The organism is Pedobacter sp. GW460-11-11-14-TSB4 (assembly GCF_059423705.1).
In genome coordinates this window covers 47,418-64,374 of record NZ_JBWKYI010000012.1, presented here as the reverse complement: position 1 = coordinate 64,374, position 16,957 = coordinate 47,418, and the positions used below count along the sequence as shown (strand labels likewise).

At 38.7% G+C, this 16,957-nt stretch carries 9 protein-coding genes; 5 read left to right on the top strand and 4 right to left on the bottom strand.

Annotated features, from left to right (window positions below):
• Positions 1 to 63: 63 nt before the first annotated feature.
• The 4 genes from AC07YT_RS13810 (at position 64) to AC07YT_RS13795 (ending at position 8,074) form a co-directional block, all read left to right on the top strand.
• The gene (locus AC07YT_RS13810; RefSeq protein WP_494945365.1) at positions 64 to 3,336 is read left to right on the top strand and encodes a SusC/RagA family TonB-linked outer membrane protein; all 3,273 of its coding nucleotides are present in this window, start codon (positions 64 to 66) and stop codon (positions 3,334 to 3,336) included.
• A gap of 3 nt (positions 3,337 to 3,339) precedes the next feature.
• Positions 3,340 to 4,782: a RagB/SusD family nutrient uptake outer membrane protein gene (locus AC07YT_RS13805; protein ID WP_086546916.1), complete on the top strand. Its 1,443-nt coding sequence runs from the start codon at positions 3,340 to 3,342 to the stop codon at positions 4,780 to 4,782.
• 241 nt (positions 4,783 to 5,023) lie between these two features.
• On the top strand, positions 5,024 to 6,601 hold the full coding sequence (locus AC07YT_RS13800) for an alpha-L-fucosidase (RefSeq protein ID WP_086546915.1): 1,578 nt from the start codon (positions 5,024 to 5,026) through the stop codon (positions 6,599 to 6,601).
• 66 nt (positions 6,602 to 6,667) lie between these two features.
• Positions 6,668 to 8,074, top strand: a complete 1,407-nt coding sequence (locus AC07YT_RS13795; protein WP_494945364.1) for a sialate O-acetylesterase — start codon at positions 6,668 to 6,670, stop codon at positions 8,072 to 8,074.
• 450 nt (positions 8,075 to 8,524) lie between these two features.
• Here AC07YT_RS13795 and AC07YT_RS13790 read toward each other — a convergent pair whose 3' ends face one another.
• The 4 genes from AC07YT_RS13790 to AC07YT_RS13775 form a co-directional block, all read right to left on the bottom strand.
• Complete coding sequence (locus AC07YT_RS13790) at positions 8,525 to 10,150, bottom strand: RagB/SusD family nutrient uptake outer membrane protein (protein WP_086546914.1); 1,626 nt, start codon at positions 10,148 to 10,150, stop codon at positions 8,525 to 8,527.
• A gap of 25 nt (positions 10,151 to 10,175) precedes the next feature.
• Entirely contained in the window at positions 10,176 to 13,409 is a 3,234-nt protein-coding gene (locus AC07YT_RS13785; RefSeq protein ID WP_086546913.1) for a TonB-dependent receptor, read from the bottom strand.
• Positions 13,410 to 13,621: 212 nt separating this feature from the next.
• Complete coding sequence (locus AC07YT_RS13780) at positions 13,622 to 14,722, bottom strand: FecR family protein (protein WP_086546912.1); 1,101 nt, start codon at positions 14,720 to 14,722, stop codon at positions 13,622 to 13,624.
• Between the two features lie 108 nt (positions 14,723 to 14,830).
• Positions 14,831 to 15,406, bottom strand: a complete 576-nt coding sequence (locus tag AC07YT_RS13775) for an RNA polymerase sigma factor (RefSeq protein ID WP_086546911.1) — start codon at positions 15,404 to 15,406, stop codon at positions 14,831 to 14,833.
• Between the two features lie 384 nt (positions 15,407 to 15,790).
• Here AC07YT_RS13775 and AC07YT_RS13770 point away from each other — a divergent pair, with 384 nt between their 5' ends.
• On the top strand, positions 15,791 to 16,912 hold the full coding sequence (locus tag AC07YT_RS13770) for a helix-turn-helix domain-containing protein (RefSeq protein ID WP_086546910.1): 1,122 nt from the start codon (positions 15,791 to 15,793) through the stop codon (positions 16,910 to 16,912).
• Positions 16,913 to 16,957: the final 45 nt, after the last annotated feature.

The window sequence follows — 16,957 nt, the reverse complement described above, 5'->3', positions numbered from 1 at the left end:
ATGAAATATCATTCTAAAATGTTATGGCGCCACCATGGTCCTAAAAAGAAAATATTACTGGTTATGAAACTCACAGTTATTTTTCTATTTACCGTTTTAATGCAGGTCAGTGCTTCGGTAAAAGCTCAAAAACTAACCATCAAAGCGTCTGATATGGCGCTCAGTATCTTTTTTAAAGAAATTCAAAAGCAAACGGGCTATACTTTTTTATGTACAGAAGAAATGCTCAGTGAATCGAAGACGGTCAACATTAATTGTACAAATGAACCACTCGAAAAGGTTTTGCATCATGTTTTTGATGATCAACCCTTAACATTCACGGTAAAAAATAAGTCTGTTATTATAAGAAGAAAGCCTATTTTGTTAAAAACAGAATTGCTTGTTCCCCCGGGAGACGTTAAAGGAAAGATTCTCGACGAAAAAGGCAATACCTTGCCTGGTGTGACCATAAAGGTTAAAAATGGTTCCATTGGCACCACCTCAGGCAGCGATGGAGAATTTATACTTAAAAATGTTCCAGAAGATGCCATACTCGTTATATCTTACATTGGGTATGCTACCCAAGAAATAAAGGCCGACCAGAAAGCTGATATGGCTATTAAACTCTTGCCTAAATCTGATAACTTAAACGATGTGGTGGTAGTAGGATATGGTATAACTAAGAAGAAGGACTTAACTGGCGCAGTTTCTACTATAGATAAAAAGGCGATAGAAAATCTACCGATCAACCGTGTAGATCAGATGTTGCAAGGTAAAGCTGCCGGTGTACAGGTTACCTCTACCAATGGTGCACCAGGCTCTGGAGCATCTATCCGTATTCGTGGCGGAAATTCGATAAATGGTACAAACGAGCCACTGTATGTTATTGATGGATTAATCGGGGCAGATATCAATGCAGTTAACCCTCAAGATATCGCCTCGATGAGTATATTGAAAGATGCCTCTTCAACCGCAATATATGGTGCCAGAGGTTCAAATGGTGTAGTCATTATTACAACTAAGAAGGGCGCAGCAGGATCTGATAATATCAATTTTGAGGCCTACACCGGAGTACAACAATTGCCAAAAGAGATTGCCATGTTAAATGCAACCCAATATGCCGAACTGGCTAATGAGGCTGCAGTATTAAATGGCACGCCTATTTTATATCCCAACCCTCAATCGTTAGGCGTTGGTACAAACTGGCAGAGGGAAATTACAAGAACAGCACCAATGAGTAATTATACACTTGGTGCATCTGGCGGAAGTAAAGGATTTAACTATTTCCTTTCAGGTAATTACAATAACCAGGAAGGGATTATTCTCAATTCCGGTTTCAGTCGCTACCAGTTTCGCACCAATTTATCAAAACAACTCCGGGATAATGTCACAGTAGGCGCAATGATTAATGTTGGCCGAACAGTTACCCGAAACAATACCGTAAGCCTCGGTGGACCAAGTCAAAGTTCGGCTACAGCCTACTCTCCAATAGCAGCTGTTTATAACCCTGATGGATCTTTTACAAGCCAAAAGCCTAACGATCCACTTTATTATGATAACCCGGTAGCACAGGGGACTGTGCCTTATAACCGTACTATTAACAGCTACTTCACAGGGAATCTAACTTTAGACTGGGAGCTGATTAAAGGTTTAACATTCAAATCTACCTTTGGCTCTCAGATGACTTTTAATAAAGTCAACAGGTACTTACCGAGTTCATTGCCATCAAGGGTAAATTCAGGGAATGCAGGTATGGCAAATGTTGATGCCGCCAATACCATTATGGTATTAAATGAAAATACATTAAATTACAATAAAGATTTTGGTACTGACCATAATTTTAACGCAGTAATTGGTACCTCTTATCAAACAGAATCATTAGAGAGATTCAATGCCGAAGGGCAAAAATATTATGCAGATCCTTTATTGTATAATAATTTGGGGGCAGGGAGCCAGGCAACATTCAAAATTGGATCGGGCGAAACAAAATATGCCATTTTCTCATACCTGGCCCGCTTCAATTATACCTATAAAAACAAATACCTTTTAACGCTAACAGGACGTTCTGACGCCTCATCTCGTTTCGCAGCAAATCATAAACGTGCCTTTTTTCCGGCGGCTGCCATTGCATGGAACGCCTCAAATGAAGATTTTATTAAAAATTTAAATGTTTTTGATAACCTAAAAATCAGGGCAAGTTATGGTTCAAACGGAAGCCAGGGGATTGATACTTATCAATCTTTAGCTTCACTCAGACCGGTAATAGGTTATCTGATTGGGGGGACGAATATTGTTGGCTTTACCTCAGACAGGTTACCTAACCCCGATCTTACTTGGGAAACTACCAAACAGTTCGATGCCGGAATCGAATTTAGTATTTTGAAAAAAAGGGTTAACGTAGAATTAGACTATTATAACAAAGTAACCAGTAATCTACTGCTCAACCAACAATTGGCTACCCAATCTGGTTATTCTTCAAAAGTTACCAATATTGGTTCGATCAATAACCACGGGCTAGAGCTGGCTATTAATACAGATAATATTGTACGGGATGGATTTAGCTGGTCTACGACTTTAAATATTGCTGCAAACAGGAATAAGGTGCTCGATTTAGGAGGAGTGCAGGCCTTTGATAATGCAAGTACTGGTTATGGCACTTACTCTACAATAAGCAGGTTAATTGTTGGACAGCCTGTTGGAACTTTTTGGGGAACCACTTATGTGGGTACCAAGAAAACCGATACCCCGCCTACAGGAACGGCAACTTCACCAGGGAACAACCGGATTGGAGATGCGCTGTACCAGGATTTAAATGGCGATGGTAAGATAGATGTTGCCGATTATCATGTGATTGGAAACTCGAATCCGAAGTTTTATGGAGGCCTGGGCAATACTTTTACCTATAAGAAGTTTAGTCTGAATGTTTTTTTTCAGGGCTCTTATGGAAATCAGGTGATGAATATCAGTGATAACTTTAATAATAGCTCCAGTCCGGGTTTTAACCAGTATGCTAGTGTTGCAGATAGGTGGACAGTGAATAACCAATCTTCCGATATTCCGCGTTTGCCAAAAACTTTAGATTATATCTATTCTTCGAGAAGTGTTTATGATGGTTCTTTTTTGCGTTTGCGCACTGCAACAATTGGTTTTAATTTAACAGGTAGTGATATGCATGTGAAATGGATCCAAAAGCTGAATGTTTACGTAACAGGAACCAATCTTTGGTTATGGACCAAGTATCCTTATTACGATCCGGAAGTAAATAGCTATGGAACAAATTCTACGTTACGTGGTTTCGATTACACTGATTATCCTCAAAACAGAACCTTTATTTTAGGCTTGAATTTAACACTATAACTGATGAATACCAATAAAATATTTGCTGTCTTTATGACAATCGCATTGATGTTTGGGACATCATGCAAAAAAGAATTAACAGAAGATCCTAAGGCATTTGTTAGTCCTGAAAATTTTTTCAAAACAGATGCAGATGCTGTGATGGCCGTTAATGGCGCTTATTTTTGGCTGGTTGGCACTCACCCTCAACGTCTTTTTCAACAAGAACTTTGGTCTTACCTTGACGAAGATTGCGATGCAATTTTTACCTGGGGCAATAAAGGAGCCTTAAATCTAACTCCTATAAATGGAGGCTATGCATCCACCATCTGGAACGGATTGTACCGGGGTATACAAACTTCCTCGCAGGTAATTGATCGGGTAAGTAAATCAGGAAGCAGCCCTATAAAAGATCGTGCTGTAGCCGAAGCCCGTTTCTTACGTGCGCTTTATTATTATTACGTTACCGGCGTTTTTAGAGATGGACCTTTGGTCGATGAAGTTAATTATCTTGATAATGGTACAGCTGCCAAACTTCCGCGCACACCTGCAGATAAGATCAGAGATTTTATGATTAAAGATTTGGAAGCTGCTATTAAAGTTTTGCCCGATTCGTATGAAGCTGCTAATAAAGGAAGAGCAACAAAAGCTGCTGCACAAACGCTATTAACCAAAGTGTTTTTATGGAAAAAGAATTGGACGGCTGCGTTAACGACTGCGCAGGCTGTAACAGGACGTGTTTTGTTGCCAGAGTACAAAGATGTGTTTACCGAAGCAAATGAATTTAATAATGAGTCAATTTTTGAAATTGATTTTCAAAAGGATAACTTAAATAGCTATCAGCATGCCTTTTATTCACCTCAGAAAAAAGTGGGCGTTTCCCCCTTTTCCGAAAAACCATGGTATGGCGGTTATGTGCCATTAAATTCTTTTGTTGATGGCTTCGAAGCAGGTGACAAACGTAAAGACCTAGAGATTGCAACTGGATACATGGGAAAAAACTTTATACCTGATCCCGAAAATGGCGTGAGCGTATGGTTTGGGCCAAAATGGTGGCGTTTAGATGCCGGTGAACGTAATTCAGGGCTTAATATAATTATTTTCAGGTATGCTGATGTATTGTTAATGGAAGCCGAAGCGGCAAACGAAGCTGGCGACCAGGCGACGGCATTTACTGCTATAAATAAAGTCCGCGCACGTGCAGGTTTATCAGCACTAAATGGTTTAACTCAAGAGCTTTTGCGTGCTGCAATCATGAAAGAACGTGGTATCGAATTATGTGGTGAAGGGCATCGGAAGTTGGACCTTGTGAGATGGGGATTATGGTTAAAAACTGCAAAGGCAGCACAAGCAATACAATCAAAGGTGCGAGCAGATTCTTATCAGGCACAATATGAATATTTACCTGTACCAGCCGTAGAGGTAGAAAAAAATCCTGCACTTGCGCCGCAAAACCAAGGCTATTAAGTTGCAAGGAATAGTAATACAGTTACAAATAATGGGCAAGAAATTATTGCCCTTTATTTGTAATTTGATTTTCGGAATTTTATGGTACTGTGAAAATTATACTGATCTGTTTAGCATAAATTATGAAAGCTTTTAGTCTTCAAGATGAAAGAATGATTGCCACTCTCATATGTTTGAATCATGTCTGTTTCATCAGCCAGAGGGTTATTTTTTAAGTTATTAACGACAAACCAAACAACAAATGAAACAAAAAATTAAATTTTACTTAACGTTATGCCTGTTGTTAATTCAGGCAGCTGTATTTGCCCAGCAGAAAAATTGGGAAGAACTTCGCAAAGATTACCAGTTCCCGAAGTGGTATACCGAAGCCCGTTTAGGTATTTGGGTACATTGGGGGGCGCAATCGCAGCCAGCAGAAGGTGGAGGTTGGTATGCCCGTCACATGTACCAACAGAATGTAGGTAGAGAAACATGGGGTGCAAATGCCTATCCCTACCATTTAAAAACTTATGGACATCCATCAGAAAAAGGATTTAAAGATGTCATACACGAATGGAAAGCCGACAAACTGAATACCGATGAATTGCTGAAATACTTTAAGAGTATAGGTGCCAGGTATTTTGTGGCCCTGGCTAACCACCACGACCATTTCGACAATTTTGCTTCTACTTATCAGCCATGGAATTCGGTAAATGTTGGCCCTAAAAAGGATCTTATTGGGATGTTTCAAAAATCAGCAGTGAAATACGGTATGCCTTTCGGTGTAAGCTCGCACGATGACCGCTTTTTAGACTGGTGGAAAACCGCCTTCGGTGCTGATACTTCCGGAGCGAAAAAAGGTGTGAAATACGATGGTTGGATGACCAAAGCCGATGGCAAGGGCAAATGGTGGGAAGGATTGGATCCGGCTGATTTGTATGGATTGCCTCCCGAAAAACGGACACCAGAATGGATTAAAAGTGTTAAAGAAACCTATGTAAAGCGTACGGAAGAGCTGGTAAGTAAGTATAATGTTGATTTGCTTTGGTTTGATGGCTATGGTTTCCCTTATAAGGAGTATGGAAAAGAGGTGTGTACCTATTTTTTTAATCAAAGTTTGCAAAAACATGGCAAAGTGACCGCTGTAGTGGCTGGAAAGTTTTCGAATGAACCTTCAACAGTAAAAGACATCGAGCGTGGTGGTGCCACAGAAATATTACCATATCCCTGGCAGGGAACGATGACTTTTGAAAGTTGGTTTTACAAAACAGATAGACCAATCAGACAAAATGCGCGGACTGTTATCGAAACCCTGGTTGATATGAATAGCAAAAATGGTAACCTGCTGCTTAACGTAGAATTAAAACCTGATGGAACCATTCCTCCAGATCACAAGGTGATTCTGGATACATTAGGAATGTGGGTTAATACCAATAGTGAGGCTATTTACGCGAGTAAACCCTGGAAAATATATGGTGATAACCTAAATGGAGGTAAACAACAGAAAAATATCAGCGAAGCTGATCTCGAGGCCAATAAAAAGCACGAGAGTGAAGATTTTAACGAGCGAACCATTACAAGCCCTGCTTATCCCCATAATGAAGTCCGTTTTACTACTAAAGGAAACGATTTATATGTTTTTGTACTTAACCCTGTTGGTGGCGATATTACAATCCCGAGTTTGGGTACAAATGCGATCAGGAAAATAAAAAATATCCGTCTTTTTGGCGATGCCTCAGCAATAAAATTTACACAAACAAGTGATCAGCTGGTTTTGCAAATACCAGCTAAAACTAAGCTCCCTTACACACAGGTTTATAAATTAACAGGAGTGCTCTGAAAGATTAAGCTTTTGGACGCCATTGACAAATAATTTGATTTTTGATCATTTTAACAATAGAAATAAGTGAAAAAAACAATATTTTCCATTATCATCAGCTTTTTAGCGTTATCACTTCATGCCAATATCCGCCTACCGGGTATCTTAAGCAGCAATATGGTATTGCAGCAAAAATCGACGACCAAACTATGGGGTTGGGCTTCGCCTGCAGAGAAAATAAAAATTACCACCTCCTGGGATAATCAGGTAACCGAAGTTAGCGCCGATGGAAATGCAGCCTGGCAGGTTGAACTGAAAACCCCACAGGCTGGCGGTCCGTACAACATCACTTTTCAGGCTGGAAACAAAATTGTACTCGAAAATGTGTGGATAGGAGAGGTATGGGTATGTAGCGGGCAATCGAATATGGAATGGAATTACAGTACCGGAATTAAAAGCATCAAAGAAGAGTTCGAACACCTGAGCAAACTGAATATCAAACTATTCAATGTGCCTAAAACCACTTCAAAAACACCGCAAGATGATATCAATAGCACGTGGACCGTTTGCGACAGCAATACCTTAAAAACTTTTAGTGCAGTAGGCTACTATTTTGGTAAACACCTCAACCAGGACCTGAATATACCCATAGGCCTGATTAACAGCAATTGGGGTGGTACTCCTGCCGAAACCTGGACGCCTGAGCAACTGGTTGAAAATAATGCGGTATTGAAAGACGCAGCAACGAAAAATGCACCTACTGCTTGGTGGCCGGTAGCACCTGGTTATACTTACAATGCCATGATTGCCCCTATGGTTAATTACAGCATTGCAGGAACCATTTGGTACCAGGGCGAAAGTAACAGAGATACGCCTGCAAGTTATACCGAATTAATTAACACGATGTTAGGTGCCTGGCGCAAGGCCTGGAACAATGATTTCCCTTTTTATTACGTGCAGATCGCCCCTTTTAAATACGATAAATACAATGTTGGGGCATTGGTGCGGGAGGCGCAAACCAGGAACCTGTCAACATCAAAAACGGGTATGGTTGTTATTTCTGATCTGGTTACCGATACTTTGAATATTCACCCTACCAATAAAAAAGATGTAGGCTTACGTCTGGCAAATTTAGCATTGGCCGAAACCTATGGACAGAAAAAAGCAGGCTATAAAAATCCACTTTTTAAATCCTTTACAGTAGAAAAAAGCGATATCGTAATCGAATTCAATAATGCAGAAAGTGGATTGACGATTAAAGGAGATACGCCAAAGGAAATTTTTATCGCTGGTGCAGATAAGTTATTTTATCCGGCAAAGGTTAAAGTAAAAGGAAATAAGATTTTTGTTTCAAATGCAAAGGTAAAAATCCCTGCGGCGGTGCGCTATCAATTTAGCAATGCAGGTATAGGCAATCTCTTTAGTAAAGCTGGCTTACCTGTAGCCCCTTTTAGAACCGATGATTGGGGGATTAGTGTGGATAAAATCAAATAATTTCCAATACATCATATTAAATATCTTAAAATATTGCAATCAGGCAGTTTGTAGGTGACCTGGTTGCAGTATCATACTACCCGGGGACCAGAGCGTGAAGATCTTAACGCTCTCACAATTGATCATGTTGGATTAAAGTTTATAGGTGGGTGTCACAACCCTGACAAATCCTGCAATCAAACAATTCAAAAATCATCGTTTTTAGCGGTATCTCAATTTCTTATCAGCCGATTGGAAGTTATCTGTAGATCGCTTCAGTCATGCATGAAATCCTTCAATTCGCATCCGATAGCTATGGGATGATGAGATTAAAATCTAAAATTCAAGTTAATTTTAAAGAAAATGGGGCAATTCATGTTTTATGAATTACCCCATTTTTACATTGAAATTTTCTGTACCAATTAAATCTAAAGAAGGCTATTAATAGTACTAAGCATTCAAATCAATCAATTACCATCCGCTATTCTGTACGATGTTTGTGTTGGCGTTTACTTCGGCTAAAGGAATTGGCCATAGATAATCTCTTTTGGCCGAAAACACCCTGGTTTCTGATAAGTATGGTTTATTTATATTTGGATCGAAGGCGCCATAAACAGGACCATCCAATACCTGCTCGCCAATTCTCCAGCGGCGAATATCAAATAACCTTTTACCTTCCAAACCAAACTCAACACGTCTTTCGCGCCTTAACAATTCGCGGATTTTTTCTTGTGTATTATATTGGGCAGAGGTGGCTTCTGGCATGCCAGCTCGTGTACGAACCTGGTTGATATATGTTAAAACATCAGGGTTTTGATAATCACCACTTTCTATTAAAGCTTCAGCATAGTTTAACAAAATTTCAGCATACCTGATGATATAAAAGCCTAATCCTCCACTATAAGGCCTGCTAATATCACTTGGATCAACATATTTTTTTGAAAAATAGCCAGTTTGGGTGGCATATGCCTGACCGATCCGATCTACATTGGCTACCGACTGATCAAATGGGTTAAATAGTTTACCCAGAAAAACCTCATTAGGCATTAAAACGCTTATACCCAGGCGAGGATCTCTGTTATTATGATAAGTAGGCTCACGTGTGTAAACTGCAACACTATCCGGGCCAAGCTCTTCTAAGGTTTTGCCTTGTTTAGTTTCGAAACAATTTACAAAAGATGCAGTAGGCGATGTCACCGCATGGCCACCCATGCTTCTTGATGTTTGCCTTAAGAATGCTTCAGGATTTGCACCTTTTCTAAAAATGATTCGTTCTTTAGAAGTGATGCCGTTGTAAGAAAATAGATCTGCATAGCTGTTTACCGTAGGACTGGTTGCTGTATGTAAATCATACCCAAAGGCGGCTTTATTATCAATTACCATCTTTGAATACTGTGCAGCTTTAGGATAATCTTTCGCATTTAGATAAAGAATAGACAATAAAGAATAGCAAGTACCTTTGCTAAATCTATAGTTATCATTTTCGGTATAGTTATCGGGCAAATTGGGTATCGCAGCTAGCAGGTCATCGCTAATAAACTTGACCATATTTTCTTGCGTAGCCCTTGGTTGATTGGCGTCTTGTGCGCTCAATGAATGGTTTACAATAGGTACAGGGCCATAATAAAGCCATAAAATTAGGTGATAAAATGCTCTTAAAGATCTTGCCTCTGCTGCATACCGTTCTTTTATTTTAGGATCTTGTACGTAGGCAGTACTATAATTTTCTAAAAACCTGCATGTTCTTCTGATGTAAGAATACGAAACACTGTAATAGGAGTCGTAAATACTACTTGAACTTGTGGTTAAGCCTAATGGTGCAAGAGTTACATCAGTTAAGTAGCCTGTTTTTAGAATCATGTTATCAGAAAAGCCTTCCAAAGGCATCCAACTACCTGCATGCCAATTATAGTTAAGCGCACCAACTGGCAAGCCACTATAAGTCCCATCAAGATTTATCCTTAGATCACTTTCCAGTTTCCAGAATTTATCATCAGTAGTTGCTACAGGATTGTCTCTTTCAAGGTATTTTTTACATCCAGTTACGCTGCTTAAGCAAAAAAAAGCTATCAGGATAATATATATATTATTTTTCATGTTTTTTTAAATTAATGATTTATGCCTATAGGTTTACATTAACACCAACCGAGTAAACTTTCATTATCGAATAGGTAGATTGGTTACCGCCACTTTCAGGATCAAGCAGTTTCATATCCGAAAATGTAAGTGGATTTTGGGCATTTACATATACCCTTAGATTCTTTGCCCATTTTTTGGTTATGGTTGATGGGAGGGTGTAACCCAATTGCAAATATCTAATTCTGGTGAATGCCGCATTTACAGCCCAATAATCAGAAAATTGACCATTGTTACCTGCGGATGGGCGCAACCTTGGATATTTGGCGTTTAAGTTTGTTGGGGCCCAGTAATCAGTTTGTTCAACAAGCGGTGGGCCACTAACTCCTCCCACATCAAGCGGGTAAGCATATCGGCCACCGTAAAATTTAAGGTTTTTACCCACGCCATTTACCTGCACCTCGAAATCGAAATTTTTAAAGGTAACCGAAATATTCGCGAAGTAATTACTTAAAGGTTCTGCAGTCCCAAGGCCTGTCCAATCGCTTGTGTTAATTACTCCATCGCCATTTATGTCGATATATTTGATATCGCCTTCTAATTGTCCACTCATGATGGGTACCTTGTTCGCCATATCCTGGGCGGTTAACAAACCACCTGTTTTATATCCCCAAAATTCGGTAAAAGGACCACCAGCCATTTTGCGAGTGTTACCTTGAATAATAGGAAGGTTGGTAGCTAATTTTATAATTTTTGTTTTATTGTAAGAATATCCTACAGTGGTGCTAAACTTTAAATTATTATTAACTACTGTATTATAAGCAATTTTAAATTCTATCCCTCTGTTGTTTAGTTCGCCAATATTTGTTGGAGTGGTGCCTCGTCCCGATGATAAGGTTGGCGGGGGAATTAAAATCAAATCGGTGGTTGCTTTGTTATACCACTCGAAAGTGAAGTCTAATTTATTGCTAAAAAGGCTAATATCCGTACCCACATTGAAAATTTTCATTTTCTCCCAGGTAATATCCGGATTACCAAATACCGCCTCACTTCCACTGCTGTTTATGGTGGTTTGATAAGAATAAGGATTGATATTGTTGTTTCCTAAAGATCCGTAAGAGGCCCTCAATTTCATAGAACTTAAAAATTTTAGGTCTTTCAGGAAATTCTCGCTGCTGATGTTCCATCCAGTGGCTACCGATGGGAAGTATCCCCACCTTTTGCCTGGGGCAAATAATGACGATCCATCACGACGTAAGCCCAGCTCTAACAAATACTTGCCATTGTAGCTATAGTAGGCTTTACCCAGATAAGAAAGTAAAGTTTTGACATCCCAAACCGAGGTATTATCATACTCTTGTGAATAAAGTAATATCGCGTTTATATTGTGCTTCCCAAAGGTTTTATTATAATCTAAGTTTCCTCCAATATAATAGTAGCTTCTTCTTTCTGCTGAGCCTGCATTGCGTACCGTTTCAAAATCACGGCCTATTTTTGCATTAGTAAAATAATCAAAGAACAGATACTGATCCCTTGAACTTTTTACCGAACCCGACATTATACGATAGCTAAATTGTCCTTTGAGACTAAGACCGGGAATGATGGTCCATTTTGGACGCAGGTTAAGCAAAATATCATCTTTTAGTGTATTAACCGTACCGCCTTTCTCTAATTGAGCTATAGGATTAAAGTTTTCACCAAAGACCCCGTAAAAGCTATAGTTTGGTCTATCTGCCCGCTCAGGATATTTAGGCAGGATAGTTGGAGGCACACTGTAGATATAGCTCATTATAGCACCCATACCAAAACCGCTTACGTAAGTTTCTTCAATATTTTCTCTTGATGCCACAAAATCTAAAAATGTCACCACGTTTTTAGAGAGATTTACACTGGTGTTTCCTCTTATGGTAGCCCTATCGAAACCGCCTACTGAAAGCATGTTTGGCTGATTTAAGTATGTCGCGGTTATGGCAAAACGTGCAGTGCTATTACCACCGGATACATTTAATGAATGTTGCTGCATCGGTGTCCATTCTTTTACCACTGTTTTATACCAATTTGTGTTTGGGTACAACATTGGGTTGAGTCCAAAACGGGTCGAGTCTATTGCGCCCTGTTTGTAAGGAGGTGTAGCGCCAATATTTTTTTGTGCAGTATTAACTATTTCCATGTAAGTAGGTGCATCAACAAATTTTGGGTGCCCCATTGTAGGCTGTTGAAAGCCAAAGAAAGAGTTGTAGCCTAACTCAATAATATCCGGCCTGCCTCTTTTGGTCGTAATTACAATTACACCATTACCGGCCCTTGCTCCATAAATTGCAGCTGCGGCAGCATCTTTTAAGATAGATACACTTTCAATGGTGTTCGGATCTAATTTATCAATTCCATATGGTATACCATCAACCAGAATTAATGGTGCAGAACCTAGGCTAGAGGCAATTCCTCTAATCTTAATTGAGGCGGCATCTCCTCCAGGCAAACCCGACGACTGTGTTACGCTAATGCCAGTGGTACCTCCCTGCAATGCCTGAGATAATTGGGTAATCGGTTTATTGTTGATATTCGACATGTTTACTACCGAAACCGAACTGGCTATATTTTTGACCTGTTGAGTACCTACACCTGTTACAACTACCTGCTCCAGTGCGTTAACATTTTCAGTTAGCGAAACGTTAATCGAATTCCGGTTTGCTGGTACAGGAATTTCCCTGGTATTATAGCCGGTTATCGTAAAAACCAATACCTCATCTTTGGCAACCTTAATCTGGAAACTTCCATCAGCTTCTGTTACTGTTCTGCGCTGGGTGCCTTTAACTGTTACTGTAACCGATTGGAGCGGAACTGGAGGTTCTGAAGTGCTGAAAACAAACCCTTTGATTAAAAAAAGATCATCTTTAACTTTATCATTTACTATCAAGTGCTGAGGTAAGGGCTTTAGGGTAATATTATTTTCACTAATGCGAAAAGTAACGCCATGACTATTCAAAACCTGAGTTAGAACGGTTTCCAGCGATACATCTTTAAAGTTTGCATCGATTTTTGTTTCATCATTAATTACTTGGTTAGCGTAAGAAATGTTATAACCAGTTTGTTTTTTTATCTGATAAAAAAATTCTTTTAATGTCATATTTTGCCTGGAAAGATTAATCTTTTGAGCCAGACTGTTTGCACTTACGTGCATAATCGTGATAAACATTAAGAATGTGGTAATTTTCATAGCATACAAGAATTCTCTCATGCGCGAGCTATGCACGCATGCGGTGTTAATACAAATTTTCATACATTTGTTTAGTTTGGGTTAGATTGTAATTGATTTTCAAGAATTTGTTGGCAGGATGACCTAAACAATGCCAGAGGTGTTTGCCGCACTTCTGGTCTTTTAGCTCCAGGATCCTAGTCTCGGTCGTTCGGTTTGAGTAGTCTTTCTTTCATTTTAGTTGTTTGGTTAGTTATTTTAACTTATCTGCGTTGTGTGTTTTCAATCGTAATTAGTTATTGCGATACGGTGATCGTCCGGTCTTTTATCTTGAATTTAAGGTTACTTATTTCGGAGAGGTTTTGAAGAACCTTTTGTATATCAGATGATCTGGACATGTATCCAGAAAAGGTTTGCTTATTGTCTTCTGCTATGTGATATGCAATTTGTACATCGTACCAACGCGCAATTTTTCGCATAATAGCATGCATATCATCATTTTCGAAAATGAATACACCTTGCTGCCAGTCAATAAAGGAATCGGCTATTACCGGAATAACCTTTATTTCATGATTAAGCAGTATAGCCTGCTGGTTGGGCTTGAGGATTACACTTTTATTTATTTCTACAGAGCCTTCTAATAAAGTCGTTTTAACGACATGTTCATCATCGTAGGCGTTGATATTGAAATGGGTGCCTAGAACTTTTACCTGTTGATTTTTGGTTTCTACTACAAAAGGATGCAGTTTATCTTTAGCAACTTCAAAATAAGCCTCACCATTCAATTTAACAGATCTGATGCCATTTTTTAGCAGGTTTGTGGTGTAGGTTAAACTCGATGCAGCATTCATCCATACTTTAGACTTATCCGGCAAAATAACCATGTATGTTTCTCCTCTGGCTGTAGCAAGCGTATTTACTAGATCTAAATTGCCTTGAGTCTCGTTAATCTGATATACTATTTTGCCTTCTGCGGTTTTTACGATGCTTATGCCTGCTTGGTTGGCTAGCTCTCCTTTTGCTGCACTTACCAGCTTAATTTTTTCACCATTGGCAAGCGTAAGCGTTGCACCTACCTTTCCAGGAACAATATTGGCCGCGTAAATCTTTTCAGCTGGTTTGCTGCGCAAATAATAGGCAATACCAATGCAGAATATCACTAAAATCGCTGCTGCATATGGCAACCAATTTATTTTTCTCTGTTTTGGCAGATCGCGTTGCGCTATAATTTTATTCCATATTTTATTTTGAAGGGTTTGATAATCCATATCAGCACTAACTGAAGTTGATTTAGCACCCTCATGTAAATACCAACTTTCCACAATTGCCCTTTCACGGTCATCTGCATTGCCATTTATGTATTTATTAAATAATATCTCAGCCTTATCACTTCTCATTAGATTTATATCTTTTAGGTTGATATAAATAAAGACGGGGAAGTGTATCGCTGAATCTCAATAAATGTTAATTAAATGTTAAAAAATCAGTAATAAGATGATTTCAAGCTAATTAAGGTAATAATAAATCAGTATTGCTATTCCAAATTTGGACCTTAGAATCTTTAATGCCCTACTGACTTGATTTCGGACTACGCCTTCACTTACACCTAATTGTTCAGCAATTTCCTGGTAAGATAGGTTCGAATGTCTAGAGAGTTTAAAAATTTCACGCATTTTTTCGGGAAGGCAATTAATCTCCTGTTGTATAAGTTCATGAAGTTGTTTCTCTCGGATGAGAAAGTCTGCTTCGTAGTTTCCCCTCTCTATAAACTTTTCAAGTGAAGCTATGTATTTACTCTTCACCTTAGCATGGTCAAAACGATCAAAAATTTTATTCCGAACTACTGTATAGAGATAGCTGGATAAAGAAGTTTTAAGATCAATAATTTCAGATTTAGTCCAAAGGGTAAGAAATACATCCTGTACAACATCTTCGGCATCTTCGTCATCTGTAAGCATCCTTTTGGCATGGCCATATAGTACAAACCAAAATCTATTGTAAATTTCTTTATAAGCAGACTCATCATTAGTCTTCAGTAATGCAAGCAGCTCGTGGTCTGTATAACTCCTATAGGTTGTCAAGTTTGGTTTTTGTGGCGCAAAATAGCATAATTTTAGAATTTATTTATGTTCGTGAAAAAAAATGCTTGTCTAATATTTATATGAACATTGTCATTAATGCGAGATTAAATAAGAGATAAAAATCTGCATTGGTCTGAATATGCTCATTATCCTTAAATCCTGAAATAGTGGATGAGGGGCCATCTATTCTCGGCTTATCAGATTAATGCGATTAGATGTTTCCAGGCTAATTTTTTAAAGGAGATATTTTTTCATTGCTGTAACCAGAGATAGAAAAAATCAATAATTTAGAGATAGAAAGATTATTTATAATAACACTGTTTACCTTTTGGTTAGAAATAGCTGTTTTTAAGGAAGTGTTCGCGTCCTATTAAGAAATTTAATATGAACTTTTTTTTAATGTGCATTTCCTGCGGCGAATGTTTTTTGCTCAGTTTTATACTCTTCTCGCATCCTTTAAGGCAAAACCAAGCTGCCAATCGGTGGCTTGCTTGTTTTATCTTTATTATGGGTACTGCGTTTCTAGGTATCTCGCTTTCTAATCGTATTGAAATCTATCATTTAAGGGTTTTTATCGGATGGATGAACAGCCTGCAGTTTCTGCTTTCACCATTTCTTTTTTTAAGTATTCTATTTTTTGTTGAACCAGTAAAGGTTTTTAGTAAGCGAGACATATTACATTTTATACCATTCATTGCATTTGTCTCTCTTCAGGCATTTGTACTTAGCGCAAAAAGAGATTTGATGACCGTAACGCTTTTCGAAGCCGGTAACTTTGTTTTTTTCATTAGAGACCTTTTACCGTTCCAGTTTATAGGCTATATTATAGTTTCTTATTTTTTACTCATCAGGCATAAAATCAACCTGAAATGGATAATCGCGTCAGATAAAGGGATTACACTGGATTGGCTGCGACACTTTCTCGTTATTCTTGCAGTGCTGGTGGTTTTCTGGATTAATGATGGCATATTCGGCGAACCTACGTTATTGACCGCTATGCCGATAATCTATACTGCATCGGTGTTTTTTTTAAGCTATTACGCCATCAGGCAAGGAACTGTTTTTGTTTTTGAAAAAAAGGATCTGGAAGCTGTTTCTCAAATAATGGAAACCCCGATTAAACAACAGGCACCCAAAGTTTCAAGGCTAAGTATGGAACAACTGAATGCATATGCTCAAAAACTTGATCACCTGATGATAGAGGAAAAGCTTTATCTCGATAATAAGCTTAACCTTACTATGCTGGCAGACCGGATTGGGGCAAGCGTCCATGATACGTCATTTTTGGTAAACACACTAAAAGGCGAGAATTTTTATGCCTTCATCAACCAATGGAGAGTTGAGGAAGCCAAAAGACTTCTTCGCACGGGCAAGATGGATAAATTGAATATGAATGGTATTGCTTTTGGTTCAGGGTTCAATTCTAAAACAGCCTTTAATATGGCCTTCAAGAAATATGCAGGCTGCTCGCCATCCGGCTATATAAAACAGTTAAAGTTGGAGTAAATTATGTTCCGATGGATAAAAGCGAACAGAATAAAATATATCCGA

Excerpts from the sequence above, each read along its gene's own strand:
- AC07YT_RS13770 (WP_086546910.1), top strand. The coding sequence starts at position 15,791 with ATGAACTTTTTTTTAATGTGCATTTCCTGCGGCGAATGTTTTTTGCTC.
- AC07YT_RS13800 (WP_086546915.1), top strand. The coding sequence starts at position 5,024 with ATGAAACAAAAAATTAAATTTTACTTAACGTTATGCCTGTTGTTAATT.
- AC07YT_RS13805 (WP_086546916.1), top strand. The coding sequence starts at position 3,340 with ATGAATACCAATAAAATATTTGCTGTCTTTATGACAATCGCATTGATG.
- AC07YT_RS13810 (WP_494945365.1), top strand. The coding sequence starts at position 64 with ATGAAACTCACAGTTATTTTTCTATTTACCGTTTTAATGCAGGTCAGT.
- AC07YT_RS13780 (WP_086546912.1), bottom strand. The coding sequence starts at position 14,722 with ATGAGAAGTGATAAGGCTGAGATATTATTTAATAAATACATAAATGGC.
- AC07YT_RS13785 (WP_086546913.1), bottom strand. The coding sequence starts at position 13,409 with ATGAAAATTTGTATTAACACCGCATGCGTGCATAGCTCGCGCATGAGA.
- AC07YT_RS13790 (WP_086546914.1), bottom strand. The coding sequence starts at position 10,150 with ATGAAAAATAATATATATATTATCCTGATAGCTTTTTTTTGCTTAAGC.